Genomic DNA, 18,722 nt, shown 5'->3' on the forward strand with positions numbered 1-18,722 from the left:
TAGCCGCATTGTCCGGTCATGCCTGGGCGGCGAGGCCGCGCCGGCGCAGCAGGAGCCGACCGGGCAGCGTCCCGGCGAGCAGACCAAGGGCCGCGACCCCGCCGGCCATCGACGCGTACGTCGCCGGGTCGACGAGCCACCGCAGGGTGCCGTCCTGGGCCACGCTGAACGCGCCGACCACCACCCCGGTCACCGCCGCGCCGAGCACGAGCCCGGCGAACACGGTCACCACCGCCTCGGCCCCGGCGAGCCGGCGCAACTGTCCGACCGTCGCGCCCGCCAGCCGTAGGTCGGCGTACTCCCGGCGACGGCCCACGGCGGCGATCGCGGACGTGTTGACCACGGCGATCGCGGTGAACCCGAGTGAGATCACCACCATCAGCTCCCAGGCGCCTTGTTGGTCGGACGCGTCCCCGGCCGCGGTGGCACTGGCCGCCGGCGCGATGCGCAGGCTCGGGAACTCGGCGCGCAACCGCTGCGCCGTCCCCGGCGCGTAGCTCAGGCCGACCGTGCTGACCAGACCGTTCGGGTCGTGCGCCGCGACCAGCCCGGCCGGCAGCACCACGTCGCCGAAGCCGCGCGCCCGGGCGTACACCATGGTCAACCGCAGCCGGACCTGTTCGCCGTCGGGGAGCCACAGCGGCACGACCTGCCCGACCTGCCAGCCGTACTGCCGGACCATCGCCTCGCTGGCGCCCACGCCGTCCGCCCTGTACGCCCCGGACCGGACGTCCAGGTCCAGCGCGGTCTGCCCGGTGGCCAGCAGCCCCTGCGCAGGGTAGTCCTCCGGCTTGCCGCCCTTCACCGCGATCACCCGGGTCGGCAGCAACGCCGCCGCGCCCGTGACGCCCGGGGTGGCGACGAGTTGCCGCACGGCGGACAGCGGAAGACCGTTCGGGTCGGTCACCTGCGCGGTCGCCGCCGCATCGCGCGCCGCCTGCTCCCGTTCCGTCAGCTTGGTCAGCAGGGCGCTGTTGAGCAGCATCGTGGCGTTGATGCCGAACATCAGCACGAGTGGCACGGCAACCGCGGCGACCCGCCGGTACTCGGCCCGGGTCAGCAGCCCCGCCAGCCCGAGCGGACGGGCCAGCAGGGTCAGCGGGCGAACCAGGTACGGCCCCACCGCCGCCACCGCGCACAGCAGCAGGGCCGACGACACGAAGCTCATGCCCATCCCTAGCGGCCCGTCGAGCGGCACGAACGTCAGCACCGCGATCGCGCCGCCGGCCGTGACAACGGCGATGAGCACGCGCGGCACCAGGCCGCCGGCTCCAGCGGTGGCGGTCTCGGTGAGCGCCTGGGTCGGGGCGATGCGCACCGCCCGGCGCGCGGCGATCCGTGCCCCCACGAACGTGACGAGCACCCCGGCGAGCGCGCCCAACAGCATGACCGGCACATCCACCCGCACCGAGAACTGAGCCGGGACGGCGTGCAGGGCGCGGAACCGGGCGGCGACTGCCCGGGCGAACACGATGCCGAGCGGCGCGGCGGGCAGGGCGGCGAGCGCGGCCAGCACGACGCTCTCCACTCCCAGCAGGCGGCGCAGTTGGCCGGGCGTGGCGCCCGCGGTCCGCAGCAGGGCCAACTCGCGCAGCCGTTGGCGCACGCCGAGGGCGACCGTGCCGGTGAGCACGAAGACGGCCGCGAACGCGGTGATCCCGATGACGAACCCGAAGATCGAGATCGGTCCGATGTAGTCGGGCAGTGCACCAGGCAGGTCGGCACGCACGCGGTCGTCGCCCGAGTACACCTGGGCGTCGCCGACGACGCCGCTCAGGTCGACGCCGGAGCGAGCGAACACGCCGATCGCGGTCGGGCCGGTCAGCCCGGACACCGCGGTGACCTCCCCGTCGGCCAGGAACAACGCGCCCTGCGCCGCAAGCCCGTCGCGGCCGGCCGGCGCCGCGATGCCGCTGACCCGCACCGAGCGCTCACCCGTCCGGGTAGTGACGTGCAGGGTGTCGCCCACCGCGACCCGGCCGCGCTTGGCCAGGTCGGCGTCGATCACCGCCTCGCCGTGCGCGGGCGGGCGGCCGCTTCTCATCAGGTACGGCGTGAGCTCCGCCGACGACCAGCCGTGGCCGATCACGGGAGCATCGTCCGCGCCGCGCAGCGGCATGCCGCCCAGGCCGGTGACCTGGACCGGGAAGGCGGAGTCGGCCACAACCTTGGTGACACCCGGCACCGCCGCGATCCGTGCGGGAAGGTCGGCGGGCAGCGTGCCGGCTCCGGTGAGCCGCTCGTCCTTCACCTTGCGCTTGACCTTGGTCTTGCCCTCCTTCTTGTGCTTGACGGTGTCCGTCTCGACGCTGACCTGCCGCACGCCGGACACGACGAGCGGGGCCGCCGCGAACCGGTCGGCGGGCGGCTTCGCGGTGAGCACGGAGAGGAGCAACATGCCGGCGCCGGCGAGCAGGGCGATGGCGAGCATCGCCGCCAGGAAGGTGCCGGCGTAAACCCCGCGATGCCGCCGCAGGGAGCCGATCGCGAGCCGCATCATCGGGCGCTCACCGCCGTCATCCGCGCCGCGACCTTCTCCGCCGAGGGGCTATCGAGCTCAGCGACCACGCGGCCGTCGGCCAGAAACACCACGCGGTCGGCCCAGCCGGCGGCCGCCGGGTCGTGAGTCACCATGACAACCGTCGTACCCAGCTCATCGACGGCCTCCCGCAACAGGCCCAGCACCTCACGGCCGGTGGCCAGGTCGAGCGCGCCGGTCGGCTCGTCCGCGAAAATCACCTGCGGGCGGGCGGCGAGCGCCCGAGCGAGCGCCACCCGCTGCCGCTGGCCTCCGGAAAGCTGGGCCGGCCGGTCGTTTTCCCGGCCGCTCAAGCCGACCCGGCGCATGACCTCCCGGGCCCAGGCCCGGTCGGGTCGCGCCCCGGCGAGACGCTGGGGAAGCAGTACGTTGTGCCACAGCGTGAGCGAGTCGAGCAGGTTATAGGACTGGAAGACGAACCCCACCAGCCGCCGCCGCGTCTGGGTCAGGCTCGGCTCGCGCAGCCGCCCAATCTCGTGTCCGCCGAGCCGCACCTGGCCGCTGTCCGGCCGATCGAGACCGGCCGCGCAGTGCAGCAGCGTCGACTTGCCGGAGCCGGACGGCCCCATGACCGCCGAGAAGGTGCCCGCGGCGAACCCCGCCGACACCCCGTCAAGGGCGCGTACGCCCGGATAACTCTTCACCACGTCGACCAGATCGACCACCGTGTTCCGCATGCCATCGAGCCTCGCCGAACATAGCCTCGCTCAACACACGGCCGACCATCGTCTCCCAGGTATGGCCAGCCATACCCCGCCGGTCGCGCGTCAGGCGTACCGCGCGCGCATCAGCTCGGTCCTGGATACGCAGGCCTCGCGCCGCGCGCCCATGGCGAGCCGGTCCGGGTCATCCAGGTACGCCGCGAGCGCGGCCTCGCTCGGAACGTCGATGATCTGCACCTCCGACGGAAGGTCGTCCGCTGTTTCAGCGTTCCGCACCCGGGCCACCAGCCGCGCGCCGTGGCGACCCAGCAGCGCCAGGACGTCGTCCTCGTAGGCCGCCAGGTCATCCTGCCGGCCGTCGACGGACCAGAGCATGACGCAGAGAGTCAGGGACATCGAATCACTATAGGGCGGCACCCAGCGTCGTGGCCGAATCGCCTGGCGCCGCCTTCGCGGCACCCGGTTCGCCGAGGCCTACTGAACGGCGGGGTCGCGGCGTAGCAGGTAGGTATCCATGATCCAGCCGTGCTGGTCGCGTAGCCTGGTGCGGGCCTCGACGATTGCGTCGGCGACGTCCGGAAGCGGCCCGGCGATCACTGCCTCGTCGGCGGTACTCAGATAGGCGCCCCAGAAGACGGTCAGCGTGGGGTCGTCCAGGTCGGCGGCGGTGAACTCGGGGTCGAGCATGACAACGGTGCTGTCGAGGCCCTCGGGCAGGCCATCGGCGATGCGGCGGGCCGGCGTGATGTGAATGGGTTCGCCGACGCGGTTGAGCGGGATGCGGTGCGCGGCGGCGAGCGCCTGCACGCTGGTGACACCGGGTATGACGGAGTACTCGAAGGCGAGGGCGTTCTGGGCGAGGATGCCGTCGAGGATGCCCAGCGTGGAGTCGTAGACCGACGGGTCGCCCCAGACGAGGAACGCGCCGACCTCGTCCTCGCCGAGTTCGGTGGCGATCGCGGTCGCGATGAACTCCGCGCGCGCCTCGCGCCAGTCCCGCACCGCTGTCCGGTACCGGCCCTGGGTCAGGGATCGTGAACGGTCACGCGCGGGCTCGGGGATGTTCACGATCCGGTACCGAGGGGTCGTGACGTGACGGTGCAGGATCTCGTCCCGGGCGCCGTTGAGTCCCGCCTTGGACTCGCCCTTGTCAATGAAGAAGAACACGTCCACCCGGTTGAGCGCGCGCACCGCCTGGACGGTGATCTGATCGGGGTGGCCGGGGCCGATGCCGATGACGAGTAGTTCACGCATGGTGCTCAGTCTGGCTCATGCACCAGGTAGTGTCTGCCGGTGCGTGTCCTGGTGCTCGGCGGAACCGGCGAGGCCCGAGCGCTGGCCTCCGCCCTGGTCGCCGATGGCGTCGAGGTGGTCTCCTCATTGGCCGGTCGGGTCCGTGAACCCCAACTGCCGGAGGGCCCGGTGCGAATGGGCGGTTTCGGCGGTGCGGCCGGGTTGGCGGCGTTCCTCCGGTCGGAGGGTGTCACCGCGCTCGTGGATGCCACCCACCCGTTCGCGGCGGCGATCACCGCCAACGCCGCCGTGGCGGCCCGCCGCGCCGGCGTGCCGCGGCTGGTGCTACGCCGTCCGGGCTGGCCCGCCGACCCCTCCTGGCATCGGGTGGGCGACCTGACGGCGGCGGCCGAGGTGGTACGCGGTTGGGGCGGCGAGGTGGTGTTCCTCACGACCGGCCGGGGCTACCTGAGCGCCTTCACCGGCGATGCCCGCCACCGGTTCCTGGTCCGCGCCGTCGACCCGCCGGACGGACCGGTCCCGCCCCGGGTCACGGTGCTGCTCGACCGCGGCCCGTACACGCTCGACGGGGAGCGGGCGCTGCTGCGTGACCACGGCGTCGGGCTGCTGGTGACCAGGGACAGTGGCGGTGAGATGACCGCGGCGAAGCTGCGGGCGGCGCGCGAGCTTGCGGTCGCCGTGGTGATGGTGGCCCGGCCGCCGCTGCCCGAGGGCGGCACCGTCGTGGCGACGGTGGATCAGGCCGTGGCCTGGATCGCGGCGCTTACCGGCTCGGCGTGAGCGTGCCGCACCGGTAGCTCGCGGGTGGTCCGGCCCGGCTGCTCCGGCTCGGCTGCTCCGGCTCGGCTGCTCCGGCTCGGCTCAGGCGCCGCGACGCAGGTGCGTGTCCAGCAGCCGTTGCGCGGCCATCGCCGGGGTGAGCGTTCCGTCGAGGACCTGGTGTTCCAGATCCGGGGTCAGCGCGGTGACATCGGGGTCGGTCAGGAGCCGGTCGAGGACCGCCGCCCGTACCATCGCCCACATCCACCGGACCTCCTGCTGGCCGCGCCGCCGGCTCAGTTCGCCGTTGGTCTGCAGGGCCAGGCGGTGGGCGTCGAGTCGCCGCCACACGTCATCGAGGCCGGTGCCCTCGTGGGCACTGCACGTCAGCACGGGCGTCGTCCAGTCGCCGCGCTGGTCGCGCAGCAGCCGCAGGGCCCCGGCCAGTTCGCGGGCGGCGCGTCGGGTGTCGTCGGCGTGCGGCCCGTCGGCCTTGTTGATGGCGATGACGTCGGCGAGTTCGAGTACGCCCTTCTTGAGCCCCTGCAGCTGATCCCCGGTGCGGGCCAGGCCGAGCAGGAGGAACGAGTCGACCATGTCGGCGACGGCGGTCTCCGACTGTCCGACGCCGACGGTTTCGACGATCACGGTGTCGTAGCCCGCCGCCTCGACCACGACCATCGCCTCGCGGGTCGCTCTGGTGACGCCGCCGAGGGTTCCGGCCGAGGGTGAGGGTCGGACGAACGCGGCCGGATCCTGGGCCAGGTGCTCCATCCGGGTCTTGTCGCCGAGGATGCTGCCACCGGTCCGGGTGGATGAGGGGTCGACGGCGAGCACGGCGACCCGGTGGCCGGCGGCGGTGAGCCGGCTGCCGAGCGCGTCGATGAAGGTGGACTTGCCGACTCCCGGTGGGCCGCTGATGCCTACCCGCCGGGCGTTGCCCGCGTGTGGGGTGAGGGCGACCAGCAGCCGCTGCGCCTGCTGCTGATGGTCGGGCCTGGTCGACTCGACCAGCGTGATCGCACGGGCGACCGAGGCGCGTTGCCCGGCCCGGACCCCGGCCGCCAACTCGTCGAGGTCCACGATCATGCGGCGGGCGCCGGATGGCCGAGGCGTCGCGACAGGTCGGCCAGCAGGTCCAGGGCCGCGTCGGCGAGGACGGTGCCGGGCGGGAAGATCGCCGCGGCCCCGGCCTCGCGCAGCGCGTCGTAGTCCTGCGGCGGAATGACCCCACCGACGATGATCATGATGTCCGGACGTCCCTGGGCGGCCAGTTCGTCCCGCAGGGCGGGCACCAGGGTCAGGTGCCCGGCCGCGAGGGAGTTGACGCCGATGATGTGGACGTCGGCCTCGATGGCTTGCCGGGCGACCTCGGCCGGGGTGGAGAACAGCGGTCCCACGTCGACGTCGAAGCCGAGATCGGCGAACGCGGTGGCGACGACCTTCTGCCCGCGGTCGTGACCGTCCTGGCCCATCTTCGCGACGAGGATTCGTGGCTGGCGGCCCTCGGCCGCGGCGAACGCGGTGGTGGCGGCGCGAGCTGTTTCGATGTTGGTCACTGAGCCAGCTTCCTCGCGGTACACCCCGGAAATGGTACGGATGCGGGCGGTGTGCCGGCCGTAAACCTTCTCCAGCGCGTCCGAGATCTCGCCGACGGTGGCCTTGGCGCGGGCCGCCTCGATGGCGAGCGCGAGCAGGTTCTGCGCCAATCCGGAGCCGCGACGGCCGTCACGGGCGGCGGCCGCCGCAGCGGTCAACCCGTCCAACGCCGACCGGCAGGTCGTCTCGTCGCGCTCCTCGCGCAGCCGGCGCAGCTTGGCGACCTGGCTGGCCCGCACCGAGGCGTTGTCCACCTTGAGCACGTCGACCTGCTCCTCGGTGTCGGGTCGGTACTTGTTCACGCCGATCACGGGCTGCCGGCCGGAGTCGATGCGGGCCTGGGTCCTGGCCGCCGCCTCCTCCACGCGCATCTTCGGGATGCCCTCGTCGATCGCGCGGGCCATCCCGCCGGCGGCCTCGACCTCGCTGATGTGCTCCCAGGCCCGCGCGGCAAGGTCGTGCGTGAGCCGCTCGACGTAGGCGCTGCCGCCCCACGGGTCGATGACCCTGGTGGTACCCGACTCCTGCTGCAGCAGCAGTTGCGTGTTGCGGGCGATCCGCGCCGAGAAGTCGGTCGGCAGGGCCAACGCCTCGTCCAGCGCGTTGGTGTGCAGGGACTGCGTGTGTCCCTGGGTGGCCGCCATCGCCTCGACGCAGGTGCGAGTCACGTTGTTGTACACGTCCTGCGCGGTCAGCGACCAGCCGGAAGTCTGGGAGTGGGTGCGCAGGCTCAGCGAGCGTGGGTCCTTCGGGTCGAACTGGCGCAGCAGCTTGGCCCACAACAGCCGGGCCGCGCGGAGCTTGGCCACCTCCATGAAGAAGTTCATGCCGATGGCCCAGAAGAACGACAGCCGGGGGGCGAAGGAGTCCACGTCGAGCCCGGCGCCGCGGCCGGCCCGGACGTACTCGACCCCGTCGGCGAGGGTGTAGGCGAGTTCGAGGTCGGCGGTGGCCCCGGCCTCCTGGATGTGGTACCCGGAGATGGAGATGGAGTTGAACCGCGGCATCCGCTGGGACGTGTAGGCGAAGATGTCCGAGATGATCTGCATCGACGGCCCGGGCGGATAGATGTACGTGTTGCGGACCATGAACTCCTTGAGGATGTCGTTCTGGATCGTCCCGGACAGCTGCTCCGGCGAGACCCCCTGCTCCTCGGCCGCAACGACGTACAGCGCCAGTACCGGCAGTACGGCCCCGTTCATCGTCATCGACACGCTCATGCGATCCAGCGGGATGCCCTCGAACAGCTGCCGCATGTCGTAGATGGAGTCGATGGCCACCCCCGCCATGCCGACGTCACCGGCCACCCGCGGATGATCAGAGTCGTAGCCCCGGTGCGTGGGCAGGTCGAACGCGACCGACAGACCCTTCTGCCCAGCGGCGAGATTGCGCCGGTAGAAGGCGTTGGACTCCTCGGCGGTGGAGAACCCGGCGTACTGGCGGATCGTCCACGGCTGGTTGACGTACATGGTCGGGTACGGGCCGCGCAGGTACGGCGCGATGCCCGGGTAGGTGTGCAGGAAGTCCAGCCCGGCCAGGTCCTCCGCCGTGTACAGCGGTTTGACGTCGATGCCCTCGGGCGTGGCCCAGACGAGGCGGTCCGGTCCCTGGCCCGCCTGCGCGGCGACGTCCGCGCTCCACCGTGCGTCGTCGGCCACGGGCACCGCCCGCCCCAGCTCGACGGAGCGGAAGTCCGGGATCACGAGGCCACCCCCAGATCATCGAGTAGGGACGAGAGCACCGCCAGCGCGTCGCCACCCGTCGCGATGGTGCCGGTGACGCCGTCGTGCTCGCCCTTGCCGGCCAGCCACACGCTCCGCGCCCCCGCTCCGCGCAGGGCCGCGGCGACCGGGCCGGCCAGTTCGGGATAGGAACGGTCCGGCCCGCACAGGAACGCGACAGGTGTGCCGCTTGCCGCCAACGCCGCACCGGCCGCGGCCGGATCGTCGCCGGCGGCGACGGTCGCGGTGATTCCGCCGGCGGCGAGCAGGTTCGTGGTGAAGGTGAGCCGTGGCCCGTGTGCCGCGGCGGAGCCGAGAGTCGCCACGAGGACGGCGGGCCGTTGCCCGGTGGTCGTGGCGTGCCGGTCGGCCCGGTCGCGCAGCCACTCGAAGTTCTCGGCGTGGCGGTGGCGGGGCAGCCCGCCCGACGGCGGGGTCGGGGCGGGTGGGCGGTCCGGTCGGCGCTCGTCCAGCAACGGGAACTCGCTGACTCCCGTGATCGGGTCGAGCCGGTGCGCGACCCGGTCGACCCGGCGCTGCCAGGTCGCCGCCAGCCGCTCGGCGATGAATCCACTGTGGAGGGAGGTGGCCAGGCCGCCGGCGCGTTCGATCTCGGTGAACCACGCCCAGGCCGCCATGGCCAGGTCATCGGTGCGCTGTTCGACATACCACGATCCACCGGCGGGATCCACGACGCGGGCCACGTTGGACTCCTCGATCAGCAGTATCTGCGTGTTGCGGGCCAGCCGCAGGGAGAATCCGTCCGGCGCTCCGATCGCGTGGTCGAACGGCAGGACCGTGACCGCGTCGGCCCCGCCGACCCCGGCGGCGAACGCGGCGACCGTGCCGCGCAGCAGGTTCACCCACGGGTCCCGGGAGGTCATCATCACGGACGAGGTCACGGCGTGCTGGCGCTGGCCGCCCGATTCGGGCTCGCCGCACACCTCGGCGACACGGGCCCACAGGCGTCGGGCCGCGCGCAGCTTCGCGATAGTGCCGAACTGGTCGACGGTGGCGGCGTACCGGAACTCCAGCTGTCCCAACGCCTGCGCCACGGACAGCCCGCCGTCGGTCAGGGCGCGCAGGTAGGCGACGCCGGCGGCCAGCGCGCAGCCGAGTTCCTGCGCGTCGCTGCCGCCCGCGTCATGGAAGGCGGTGGCGTCCACGGTGACCGACCGCAGGCCGGGCGAACCGGCCGCACACCGCCGAGCCAGTGCGACCAGCTCGGCCATGCCGTCCGGGCCGCGATTTCCTCCGGCGCGGGCCAGCCAGCCGAGCGGATCGGCGCCGAGGCTGCCGCGCAGTTCGGTCGGGTCCAGTCCACGCTCGGCGGCCAGCTCGAACAGCAGCCGGGCGGCCTCGTCGAACGACGGGCCCGGGTCGAGCACGATGCCGGCCAGCTCCAGGTAGACACCCTCGAGGACCTCGGGCAGCCGCTTGACCGGGAAACCGTCGCCGAGCACGAACCACAGCGACGTGGCGCCCTGCTCCAGGTCGGACAGCACCGCGGCGCGGTCCGGACTCACGTGACGGGTGCGCACGTCCCACCCCGCCACCACGGCGCCCGCGGCACTGGCACCGCGGGTGAACGGCGGCTGGCCTGGGCGACCATTCGGGACGTCCGTCGCGTCGGCGCCGTACAGCGGCGAAAGGGAAAAGCCGTCGTAGGTCTGCGTCGACAGCAGCTCGGAGACCCGTTCCTCGGTGTCCTCCTCGGTGGCCACCCGCGCCTTGCGCAGCGCGCCGAGGGCCAGGCGCCGCCACTGCTCCTGTGTCGCGGCCGGGAACCCCTCGGCCAACCGTAGGTCGTCGCCCGCAACCGGCATCGGCGAACCTCCTTGTCAGCGGTACGTTAACAAGATGCACCCATCGGGAGCCCGTCACCACCCCTATGTCCTGTGTAGGGGGCTGTCGACTGCGTCACGAACGTGTGAAGATTGTGAAGATTGATGCCTGATCGGGTACGGGTAGGGGTGGTGCTGCGCCGGTTGCGGGAGCAGCGCGGGTTGACGCAGGCGGCGCTGGCCCGGGCGCTGGGCATTTCGCCGAGCTACGTCAACCAGTTGGAGTCCAACCAGCGACCGCTGACCGAGGCAGTGCGGTTCAAGCTGGCCGACGTGCTGCAGGTCGACCTGGAACAGTTCTCGCCGTCCGGAACCGAGCGCCTGGTCGCCGAGCTGTCCGACGTCGTGGCCGACCCGGCGTTCCGGGACGACATCGCCCGCGCCGACCTGCGCGAGCTGGCGGCCAGCATGCCGGCGGTCGGTCGGCTGCTCGTCGAGTTGCACCGCCGGTACCGGCACGGCCTGGCGGTCAACGACGCGATCGCCACCCGCATCGACGCGAGCGTCCCGATGGCCTACGAGGAGGTCAGGGAGCTGTTCTACGCGCACCGCAACTACATCGCGACGCTCGACACCGCCGCCGAGCGGGTGTTCGCCGAGGCCCGGCTGACGATCGGCGCGACCGTCGACGGCCTGACTCAACGGTTGGCACGGCACGGCACGACCGTGGTCGACCTGCCCGCGGCCGAATCGATGCGGCTGAAGCGACGCTTCGACCCGGACCGCGACGTGCTGGCGTTGTCGGCCCAACTCAACCCCGGCCAGCGCGCCTTCCAACTCGCCACGCACCTGGCCATGGTGGAGTTCGCGGACCAGATCGAGGACGTCGTGCGGGCGGCCGACCTGTCCACCGACGAAACCAGGGCACTGGCCCGCGTCGGGCTGGCCAACTACGCGGCCGGCGCGCTCGTCCTGCCGTACCGGCCGTTCCGGGACGCCGCCGAGCAGTTGCGGTACGACATCGACCTGCTGCGGCAACGGTTCCAGGTCGGGTACGAGACGGTGGCGCACCGACTGAGCACGCTGCAACGCCCCGGTACCCGCGGCGTGCCGTTCTTCTTCGTGCGCGTCGACCGGGCGGGCAACGTCTCGAAGCGCCAATCCGCCACCGACTTCCACTTCTCCCGGGTCGGCGGCTCATGCCCGCTGTGGAATGTCTACGACGCGTTCGCTCATCCGTTCCAGATCCGCACCCAACTCGCCGAGATGCCGGACGGGCGCCGCTACCTGTGGGTGGCCCGGACGGTGACCCGCCGGACCGGCGGCTACCGCACCCCGGCCAAGACCTTCGCCATCGGGCTCGGCTGCGACCTGCGCCACGCGTCGCGGCTGGTCTACGCCGACGACCTCGACCTGGACAACCCCGCCGCGCTGACCCCCATCGGCCCCGGCTGCAAGGTCTGCGACCGGACCGGCTGCCCGCAGCGCGCCCTTCCCGCGGTCGGCCGCCCCCTGGATGTCGACCCCCACCACGCCCGGTTCGTGCCGTACGCCACCGTTACTCGGCCGCACTGACACCGACGCGGGGGCGGCCCAGGGGTGGTCATCCCACGGTCCCCGCGGCGATGCCGAGAACCCGCGCCGTCGTGTCGGTGTCCAGATCGAGGAGGACCCGCAGCGCGATCACTTCCCGCTGCCGCCGGGGCAACCGGCGCAGCGCGTGCGCCAGCGAGCCGGCTGAGCCCACCTCGGTCTGGTCGGGCGCCGGCGCGTCGAGGTCTTCGAGCGGCACCTCCCGCCGGCGGCGGCGCCCGACTCACCCGGGTGTTCAGGGCCGTCCGCATGATCCATGCCTGGGGAGCGGGGTGCCGGCGTACCTTCCGCCAGGATTCCCATGCCCTGGCGAAGGACTCGGCGACCAGGTCCTCCGCCGACTGCCGGTCGCCGACGACGGCCAGCACCGCCCTGAGGCAGTCGTCTCTGCTGGACTCGTAGAACTCTGTGAACTCCGACTGGTGTTGTCCCACGCTCCACCTACGCTTCGGGGCCGCCAACCACTTACCTCATCCCGAAACTCGCTTCGGCCGACCCGGCCCACCGCCGGAACGGCCGTTGCGGCGCGCGCGCTAGCGTGCCGGAATGATTGAATCGGCCGCTGATGGCCCACGATCCGAAGCACTGGGGTCGGGCATGACCGCCACGGGGATCGCACCGGTCCTGCACGACCGGTCCAGCCCCCGGCGATTCAGCGCGGACCACCACCTGTCCGACCCGGACGTGGCGGTCCTGCTCGAAGCGGCCCGATGGGCGCCGTCGGCCGGTAACTCGCAACCGTGGGCGTTCCACCTCCGCCGACGAGGTGACGCGGGCCATGCCGAACTGGTTGGCCACCTCGCGCCGAGTTCACGCCGATGGGCCCCGCAGGCCAGCGCACTGGTCGTGAACCTCGCCCATCGGGAAGTGGACGACAGTGGGATGGAGTACTCCGAGTTCGCCGACTACGACCTCGGCCAAGCGGTCGCCCACATGACCGTACAGGCCCACGCCATGGGTCTGGCGTGCCGCCAGTTCCGCGCCTTCGACCTCGACGCCCTCCACGACCACCTGCACGTGGCACCCGGCTGGCACATCCTCACGATGACGGCCATCGGCGTGGCGGCCGAGGACGACAATCCCGTCCCACGACAACGCCGCAGCATCACCGATCTCACCACCGCCGCAGTCACCGGTAGCGCACGGCCCGGCGGGGAGGAAGACACGATCGTCCCGCCACCGCGTCTGCTCGAGGCGGTCGCGCGCCGACGGCTGGGCCGAGGCGATCCGCCGGTAGCAAGCGGATCAAGCCCTACACCTGGCTGAACCGGGCGCCCCAGTCGTGGATCTGCTCAAGAAGTTCGGGTGGGTGGAGAACGCGGAAGTCGGCGCCGAGCACGCCCAGTGCCATGGTCGCCCAGTCCAGGGAGTCTGCGGTCATGCGTACCCGGCAGTGCTCGGCGTCAAGCTCCTCGACCGTGCTCCACCGGCCGATCTTCTCGCGCACGGCCGCGGCCGGGGCGTCGACCAGGACCTCCACCCGGTACGGGTGGGGCAGGTTGCCCAGGCTGGTGCGGACGAACTCGGCGGCGTCGGCGGCGGGCAGCTCTCGGGGCCGGAATCGGGTGCCGGTGCCGTGCGGCGTGGTGAGGCGGTCGGCCCGGAAGCTGCGCCAGCCGTGCCGGGTGAGGTCGTATGCGACCAGGTACCAGCGGCGGCCGAGGGAGACCAGCCGATGCGGTTCGACGTGCCGGTCGGTGTGCTGGCCGTCGGCGGCGGTGTAGGAGAAGCGGAGGTGTTCACTGTCCCGGCATGCCAGCGCGACCGCGGTCAGTACCCCCGGGTCCACGCCTGGCCTGGCCTGGCCGTCCCAGGCGGCGGGCAGGGTCATCGCGCGCAGCGCCTCGACCTGGCGCCGTAGCCGGGCCGGCATCACCTGCACCACCTTGGCCAGCACCCGCACGCCAGCCTCGGCGATGCCCTCCACCGGGCTCTGCGCGGTGGCCTGCAGCCCCACGGCCAGGGCGACCGCCTCCTCGTCGTCGACCACCAGCGGGGGCAGTGCCGCGCCCGCGGTGAGCTGGTAGCCACCGTCCACCCCGCGTTGCGCGTCGACCGGATAGCCCAGCTCGCGCAGCCGGTCGATGTCCCGGCGCAGCGTGCGGACCGAGACCCCCAGTCGCTGCGCCAGTTCGGTTCCCGGCCAGTACCGGTGGGTCTGCAGCAGGGACAGCAGACGCAGCGTTCGGGTGCTGGTGTTCGCCATGTCTTCGATTCTCGCGTAATTGAGGTCAGAAAGTGTCCGCAGTGAGCTCTAACGTAATTCCTGACCGACGAGCAGGACGAGGGAAGGCAGAGACCATGAGCGAGACCACGGCCGTCGATGAACGCACCACCCGCGACCCGGCCGGCGCGCCGCCCGTCACTGGCGAGCGCGCCGACCTGCTGGCGATGCTCGCCAAACACCGGCACTTCCTGCGCTTCACCACCCGCGACCTCACCGACGAGCAGGCCGGGCTACGGACAACCGCTAGCGAGCTGTGCCTGGGCGGCCTGATCAAACACGTCACCGAGGTCGAGCGGAACTGGGTGGACTTCATTCTGGATGGCCCGCTGGCGATGGGAGACTTCACCACCATGACCGAGGCCGACTGGGCCCGACGGGCCGACGAGTTCCGGTTGCTACCCGGCGAGGCACTGGCCGGTGTGCTGGCCAGCTACGCCGAGGTGGCCCGCCGGACCGACGAAATGGTCGCCACCCTGCCCGACCTGGACGCCACCCAGCCGCTGCCGAAGGCTCCGTGGTTCGAGCCCGACGCGCGGTGGTCGGCCCGTCGGGTGTTGATTCACATCATCGCCGAGACCGCCCAGCACGCCGGCCACGCCGACATCATTCGCGAGTCTCTCGACGGCGCCAAGAGCATGGGCTAACCAGCGGCGTGGTGAGGGCGCACTGTGTCGCTTTCCGTACCTCCAGTACGAGGAGACGACGCCGCCGGCCGGGTCAACGCATTGCCTCAGCCGAACCCCGGCCGGCCACACCCCGCGTCCAACAGGCTGCCCTACGCCGCTACGGGCCTGACCCGACCTTCGCCTCGCCCCCGCAATGGATCCGATCCGACCGCTCACACCGCGCTTGACAACCTTGGCTAATGGGATTAGTTTTCTAGCTAACCGAGATAGCTAAGAGCGCAGGGGGTAGTGATGACCGAGTTCCTCGACGTCGAGGGTGGCCGGATCGCTTATGACGTGGCCGGCGAGGGCCCACTCGTGGTGCTGGCCCACGGCATGGGCGAAACCCGCACCGCCTACCGCTTCGTGGCGCCGGTCCTGGTCAACGCCGGATACCGCGTGGCCGTACCGGACCTGCGCGGCCTGGGTGAGTCGAGCACCGGGTGGTCCGCCTACACCCGCACCGCGACCGCCCAGGACCTGCTGGCCCTGATCCGCCACCTGGGCGGCCCCGCGGTCATCGTCGGCCACTCATACTCCGGTGGGTCCGCGGCCATCGCCGCCGCGCAGGCACCCGAGCTGGTCTCCGGGGTCGTGCAGTTGGACGCGTTCACCCGCGCGCAGCACGTGAACTTCGGCGGGCTGCTGCGCAACGGCCGCTACCGCAAGGGCATGCGGCTGCTGATGTCGGTCGGCATGTTCGGCAACATCGACACGCTCGTGCGATACCTGGACCACGCCTACCCTTCGGTGAAGCCGGCCGATTGGGCCGATCAGATTCGAGCCATCCGGGCCAACCTGAGTGAGCCCGGCCGGATGAAGGTGCTGCAGGCGATGGGCCGTTCGGCCCCGACCGACGCGGGCGCCGCTCTGCCCCAGGTACGCTGCCCGGTACTCGTCGTCGCCGGCACACTCGACCCTGACTGGAACGACCCGCGGGTGGAGGCGCAGGGCATCGCGGCGGAGCTGCCGGCAGGGGTGGCCACCGTGACGATGATTGACGGCGCGGGTCACTACCCGCACGGGCAATACCCGGACCGCACCGCAGAACTCGTGCTGTCCTTCCTCAAGGAGCAGGTCCGTGCCTAGGGCCGGACTCGCCAGATCGGCCGTGGTCGGCGCCGCGGCCGACCTGGCCGACGAGGTCGGCTACCACAACCTCACGATGGGCCTGCTCGCCGAACGCCTGGGCGTTCGTACCCCCTCGCTCTACAAGCACGTGACGAGCCTGGCCGACGTACAGCACCGGATCGCCACCCTGGCCGTGACACAACTGGATGACGTGACCCGCGATGCGATCGCCGGATGGGCCGGGCGGCAGGCGTTGGCCGCCCTGGCCACCGCATTCCGCGACTACATCCGGCACCACCCCGGCCGCTACGTGGCGACGATCGGCGCCCCGATGTCCGGCCACGACGATCCGCTGTACCAGGCCGGCGCCCGGCTGCTCCACACCATGACGGCAGCCCTGCGCGGATACTGCCTGCCGTCGGATCAAACGGTGCACGCCCTGCGAACCTTGCGCGCGACCTTTCACGGATTCGCGACCCTACAGGCCTTCAACGGGTTCCAGCGGCCCGACGACCCAGACGAAACGTTCCACTGGCTCATCGAGCTCATCGATCGCGGCCTGCGCGGCTGACAGCGCCGCCGCCGTTCCCTTGACCGCCCAGGCCGTCGAGTTGCTCGCACCAGACCCGGTCGTACCCATGCTGAGCAGCGAAAACGCGGCTCACCGGAGCCCCGGGTCACGGCCACGCGTAGCAACCGGGTGCCAGCCACCGATCATCACGACATTCGGGCCTGGCTATATTCCCTGATGATGGATAGTGGGCCGCCAGGGGCTCGAACCCTGAACCCGCAGATTAAAAGTCCGATTCCCGAGCATTATCCTGGTTTCAGGGAGTAGCCCGCGCCGGTCCGTCGCCGCCTCGACGTTGTCCGGGTGAGTCCGGGCAGGTCGTGGGCCAGGTAGCTGACTGTGCTCGTCGAGCGAAGGCCCGTGTCTGAACCGGAATCCTGGTAGATCGATGCACGTCCGTTCTAGGTCGGTGACGTCCGAGCGGCCACCGAGCGACCACGCATGGTCAACCCGTCTACCTCGGGGAGCCTACCTGCAGTGGTTTGTCCTTGGTGACAAAGGCGAGCGCTCGGTATCCGGACATACGGCGTTGTAGCGAGGCGGCGAGGATGGGGGTTGCCTGGTCGTGGTAGTCGTGGACTTCGGCGACATCCTTGCCGGGTGCTGCGCGTATGACCCGTCCGGCGCGCGCCGGAAACCAGCGTGACAGGCCATCATTCGCGCCTACCGGCTCGGCGCCGGTAACCGGCACATCACCAACAATCAACCGGATCGGCGCGCCGAACGCCGGGGGCCGATCCGGCCATCAATCGATCAATGTCCCCTCATCGGGGCGCGGTTGCCCGGGGCACGCCACGCGTGAGCCTCGGCCGGTGTCCTACCGTGTTGGAAGGACCGACCCGCTTGGCAGCGGACCAGTGCGCTGTGCGGGGAGGACGACGACGCACTTCGGTCCAGGCTCACGATAGAAGCCGATCAGGAGCACCGGGTCCCGATTCGAGGCCGACGTCGGGGTCAGGACCATGACGGTACCGGCCGGGACATCATTCGCGGTCAAGTGCACCGTGTTGGCGACCGCCTGCACCGCCAGGGTTGCCGCGGTCCGCGCATCGATCGACGCCTCGCTGCCTTGATCCTCGGCGGGGCAGGCGGATGCGGATGAGGGCGGAATGATGACGACCCGTACCCCGGCGGCGCGCAGTGCCTGGTTGGCCGGGCCCGGGTCCCCCACCGAGTGCGCGACGATGGTGACCCGATCGTTCTTGGTGGTGACCGCGTAGGCCGGAACGGCCGTGCCCTGGGTCAGCAGCACCACCGCGACGGCCCCTGCGGCCACGGCACCGGCACCGCCGGCAAGTGCCAGCCCGAGCCGACGTTTCGGCCGGCGGTCCGCGACGCGACGAGAAACACCGGCGCCACCGGATCCCGTCGCGGCCCGCGCGATCACGACCTGCCTCAGCTCGGCCAGAAGCCGGTTTTCAAAGCGACTTTCGGTCTCGATCATGATTCCACCTCAAGCAGGAAGGCTCGCGTGCTCACTCGTTCGCCCGATCCGTCGGCTGAGCCGCCGAGCTGATCGGACATAAGGCGTCGTGCCCGGTGCAGCCGGACGCGGGCCGTGACGTTGTTGATGCCGAGTGCCCGCGCGGCTTGGGTCACGGTCAGGTCGTCGAGCGCGACAAGTTCCAGGACTGCGCGCTCGCCCTCGGACAACAGGTCCATTGCCTGGTACAGGCCGCGGGCCCGGCTCTGCGCGTCGACGCGCTGTTCCAGTCGTTCGAGGTCATCGTCATCGACCAGCCGGCGTCCCACGAAACGGTTTGTGGCACGGTTCTCTCTTTGTCCGCGGCGAAACTCGGCCGCCACGGTCCGGCGGGCGATGCCGAACAGCCAGGCGGTCGGCGTGCCGAGCGCCGGGCGGTAGCTGCCGGCCGCGTCGATCGCGGCGAGGAAGACATCCGCGGTCAAGTCCGCGACCAGGTACGGGTCAGAGACTCGCCGAGCGACGAAGTTCTGCAGTCTCTCGACATGTTCGCGGTAGAACGTTTCGAACACCGCGGGGTCGCCGCCGATGCGGGCTACGTCGGGTGGCGATGCTGATCGGCCATCGGGCTCCAACCGAATCTCCTCTCGCAGAATGGGCCTACATCGGTACTTGGTCGCAGACCTTCCGTGCGTTACCGATAAGATCCACTGCGATCGTCGCTGCCACCGCAGCGGCCGACGCAGCAGCGCCCGATGCCGGCGAACATCTGCGGAGCGCGTGGCAGGCCGCGTATGGCCGAAACCCACACCCCGACAACGCATACGACCAGGCGGTGCTCGCCATCGAAGGCG

At 71.3% G+C, this 18,722-nt stretch carries 17 protein-coding genes and 1 pseudogene; 6 read left to right on the forward strand and 12 right to left on the reverse strand.

What is annotated here, in order from left to right; genetic code table 11:
- Positions 1-16: 16 nt before the first annotated feature.
- The 4 genes from ABEA87_RS34055 to cobF form a co-directional block, all read right to left on the reverse strand.
- Positions 17-2,500: an ABC transporter permease gene (locus ABEA87_RS34055; RefSeq protein ID WP_345636718.1), complete on the reverse strand. Its 2,484-nt coding sequence runs from the start codon at positions 2,498-2,500 to the stop codon at positions 17-19.
- A complete protein-coding gene (locus ABEA87_RS34060; protein ID WP_345636720.1) occupies positions 2,497-3,216 on the reverse strand; it encodes an ABC transporter ATP-binding protein in 720 nt (239 codons plus the stop codon). Before ABEA87_RS34060 ends, ABEA87_RS34055 begins: the two co-directional genes overlap by 4 nt.
- Before the next feature lie 90 nt (positions 3,217-3,306).
- Entirely contained in the window at positions 3,307-3,597 is a 291-nt protein-coding gene (locus tag ABEA87_RS34065) for a DUF1330 domain-containing protein (RefSeq protein WP_345636722.1), read from the reverse strand.
- A 78-nt stretch (positions 3,598-3,675) separates the two neighbouring features.
- A complete protein-coding gene (cobF, locus tag ABEA87_RS34070; protein WP_345636724.1) occupies positions 3,676-4,455 on the reverse strand; it encodes a precorrin-6A synthase (deacetylating) in 780 nt (259 codons plus the stop codon).
- A 39-nt stretch (positions 4,456-4,494) separates the two neighbouring features.
- On the opposite strand from cobF, the gene ABEA87_RS34075 reads away from it, so the two are divergent.
- Entirely contained in the window at positions 4,495-5,235 is a 741-nt protein-coding gene (locus ABEA87_RS34075) for a cobalt-precorrin-6A reductase (protein ID WP_345636726.1), read from the forward strand.
- Between the two features lie 81 nt (positions 5,236-5,316).
- Here ABEA87_RS34075 and meaB read toward each other — a convergent pair whose 3' ends face one another.
- From meaB to ABEA87_RS34090, 3 genes are read right to left on the reverse strand one after another with little or no spacing between them, the layout of a single operon-like run.
- On the reverse strand, positions 5,317-6,303 hold the full coding sequence (gene meaB / locus ABEA87_RS34080) for a methylmalonyl Co-A mutase-associated GTPase MeaB (protein WP_345636728.1): 987 nt from the start codon (positions 6,301-6,303) through the stop codon (positions 5,317-5,319).
- The gene (gene scpA, locus ABEA87_RS34085) at positions 6,300-8,516 is read right to left on the reverse strand and encodes a methylmalonyl-CoA mutase (RefSeq protein ID WP_345636730.1); all 2,217 of its coding nucleotides are present in this window, start codon (positions 8,514-8,516) and stop codon (positions 6,300-6,302) included. The genes meaB and scpA overlap by 4 nt, the downstream gene beginning before the upstream one ends.
- Positions 8,513-10,360, reverse strand: a complete 1,848-nt coding sequence (locus ABEA87_RS34090; protein WP_345636732.1) for a methylmalonyl-CoA mutase subunit beta — start codon at positions 10,358-10,360, stop codon at positions 8,513-8,515. The genes scpA and ABEA87_RS34090 overlap by 4 nt, the downstream gene beginning before the upstream one ends.
- Before the next feature lie 123 nt (positions 10,361-10,483).
- Between ABEA87_RS34090 and ABEA87_RS34095 the strand changes: the two genes are divergently transcribed.
- Positions 10,484-11,893: a short-chain fatty acyl-CoA regulator family protein gene (locus ABEA87_RS34095; RefSeq protein WP_345636734.1), complete on the forward strand. Its 1,410-nt coding sequence runs from the start codon at positions 10,484-10,486 to the stop codon at positions 11,891-11,893.
- Between the two features lie 28 nt (positions 11,894-11,921).
- Here ABEA87_RS34095 and ABEA87_RS34100 read toward each other — a convergent pair whose 3' ends face one another.
- Both ABEA87_RS34100 and ABEA87_RS42770 read right to left on the reverse strand, forming a co-directional pair.
- The gene (locus tag ABEA87_RS34100) at positions 11,922-12,110 is read right to left on the reverse strand and encodes a sigma factor-like helix-turn-helix DNA-binding protein (protein WP_345636737.1); all 189 of its coding nucleotides are present in this window, start codon (positions 12,108-12,110) and stop codon (positions 11,922-11,924) included.
- A 91-nt stretch (positions 12,111-12,201) separates the two neighbouring features.
- Positions 12,202-12,345: pseudogene (locus tag ABEA87_RS42770) on the reverse strand (sigma factor); the annotation flags it as partial.
- Between the two features lie 163 nt (positions 12,346-12,508).
- On the opposite strand from ABEA87_RS42770, the gene ABEA87_RS34105 reads away from it, so the two are divergent.
- Positions 12,509-13,177, forward strand: a complete 669-nt coding sequence (locus ABEA87_RS34105) for a nitroreductase family protein (protein ID WP_345636740.1) — start codon at positions 12,509-12,511, stop codon at positions 13,175-13,177.
- Here ABEA87_RS34105 and ABEA87_RS34110 read toward each other — a convergent pair.
- Positions 13,164-14,117: a helix-turn-helix transcriptional regulator gene (locus ABEA87_RS34110; protein ID WP_345636742.1), complete on the reverse strand. Its 954-nt coding sequence runs from the start codon at positions 14,115-14,117 to the stop codon at positions 13,164-13,166. The genes ABEA87_RS34105 and ABEA87_RS34110 overlap by 14 nt on opposite strands.
- 95 nt (positions 14,118-14,212) lie before the next feature.
- Between ABEA87_RS34110 and ABEA87_RS34115 the strand changes: the two genes are divergently transcribed.
- The 3 genes from ABEA87_RS34115 to ABEA87_RS34125 all read left to right on the forward strand — a co-directional run bounded on the left by ABEA87_RS34115 (position 14,213) and on the right by ABEA87_RS34125 (position 16,445).
- Positions 14,213-14,782: a DinB family protein gene (locus ABEA87_RS34115; protein ID WP_345636744.1), complete on the forward strand. Its 570-nt coding sequence runs from the start codon at positions 14,213-14,215 to the stop codon at positions 14,780-14,782.
- 273 nt (positions 14,783-15,055) lie between these two features.
- Complete coding sequence (locus ABEA87_RS34120) at positions 15,056-15,892, forward strand: alpha/beta fold hydrolase (RefSeq protein ID WP_345636746.1); 837 nt, start codon at positions 15,056-15,058, stop codon at positions 15,890-15,892.
- A complete protein-coding gene (locus ABEA87_RS34125) occupies positions 15,885-16,445 on the forward strand; it encodes a TetR/AcrR family transcriptional regulator (RefSeq protein WP_345636748.1) in 561 nt (186 codons plus the stop codon). The genes ABEA87_RS34120 and ABEA87_RS34125 overlap by 8 nt, the downstream gene beginning before the upstream one ends.
- Positions 16,446-17,262: 817 nt before the next feature.
- On the opposite strand, the gene ABEA87_RS34130 is transcribed toward ABEA87_RS34125, so the two are convergent.
- Both ABEA87_RS34130 and ABEA87_RS34135 read right to left on the reverse strand, forming a co-directional pair.
- Positions 17,263-17,889, reverse strand: a complete 627-nt coding sequence (locus tag ABEA87_RS34130) for a hypothetical protein (RefSeq protein ID WP_345636750.1) — start codon at positions 17,887-17,889, stop codon at positions 17,263-17,265.
- On the reverse strand, positions 17,886-18,503 hold the full coding sequence (locus ABEA87_RS34135; protein WP_345636752.1) for an RNA polymerase sigma factor: 618 nt from the start codon (positions 18,501-18,503) through the stop codon (positions 17,886-17,888). Before ABEA87_RS34135 ends, ABEA87_RS34130 begins: the two co-directional genes overlap by 4 nt.
- Between the last annotated feature and the right edge of the window lie 219 nt (positions 18,504-18,722).

This window comes from Rugosimonospora acidiphila (assembly GCF_039543385.1).
GTDB lineage: Bacteria > Actinomycetota > Actinomycetes > Mycobacteriales > Micromonosporaceae > Rugosimonospora > Rugosimonospora acidiphila.

Excerpts from the sequence above, each read along its gene's own strand:
- ABEA87_RS34055 (WP_345636718.1), bottom strand. The coding sequence starts at position 2,500 with ATGATGCGGCTCGCGATCGGCTCCCTGCGGCGGCATCGCGGGGTTTAC.
- ABEA87_RS34060 (WP_345636720.1), bottom strand. The coding sequence starts at position 3,216 with ATGCGGAACACGGTGGTCGATCTGGTCGACGTGGTGAAGAGTTATCCG.
- ABEA87_RS34065 (WP_345636722.1), bottom strand. The coding sequence starts at position 3,597 with ATGTCCCTGACTCTCTGCGTCATGCTCTGGTCCGTCGACGGCCGGCAG.
- cobF (WP_345636724.1), bottom strand. The coding sequence starts at position 4,455 with ATGCGTGAACTACTCGTCATCGGCATCGGCCCCGGCCACCCCGATCAG.
- meaB (WP_345636728.1), bottom strand. The coding sequence starts at position 6,303 with ATGATCGTGGACCTCGACGAGTTGGCGGCCGGGGTCCGGGCCGGGCAA.
- ABEA87_RS34090 (WP_345636732.1), bottom strand. The coding sequence starts at position 10,360 with ATGCCGGTTGCGGGCGACGACCTACGGTTGGCCGAGGGGTTCCCGGCC.
- ABEA87_RS34095 (WP_345636734.1), top strand. The coding sequence starts at position 10,484 with ATGCCTGATCGGGTACGGGTAGGGGTGGTGCTGCGCCGGTTGCGGGAG.
- ABEA87_RS34105 (WP_345636740.1), top strand. The coding sequence starts at position 12,509 with ATGACCGCCACGGGGATCGCACCGGTCCTGCACGACCGGTCCAGCCCC.
- ABEA87_RS34110 (WP_345636742.1), bottom strand. The coding sequence starts at position 14,117 with ATGGCGAACACCAGCACCCGAACGCTGCGTCTGCTGTCCCTGCTGCAG.
- ABEA87_RS34115 (WP_345636744.1), top strand. The coding sequence starts at position 14,213 with ATGAGCGAGACCACGGCCGTCGATGAACGCACCACCCGCGACCCGGCC.
- ABEA87_RS34120 (WP_345636746.1), top strand. The coding sequence starts at position 15,056 with ATGACCGAGTTCCTCGACGTCGAGGGTGGCCGGATCGCTTATGACGTG.
- ABEA87_RS34130 (WP_345636750.1), bottom strand. The coding sequence starts at position 17,889 with ATGATCGAGACCGAAAGTCGCTTTGAAAACCGGCTTCTGGCCGAGCTG.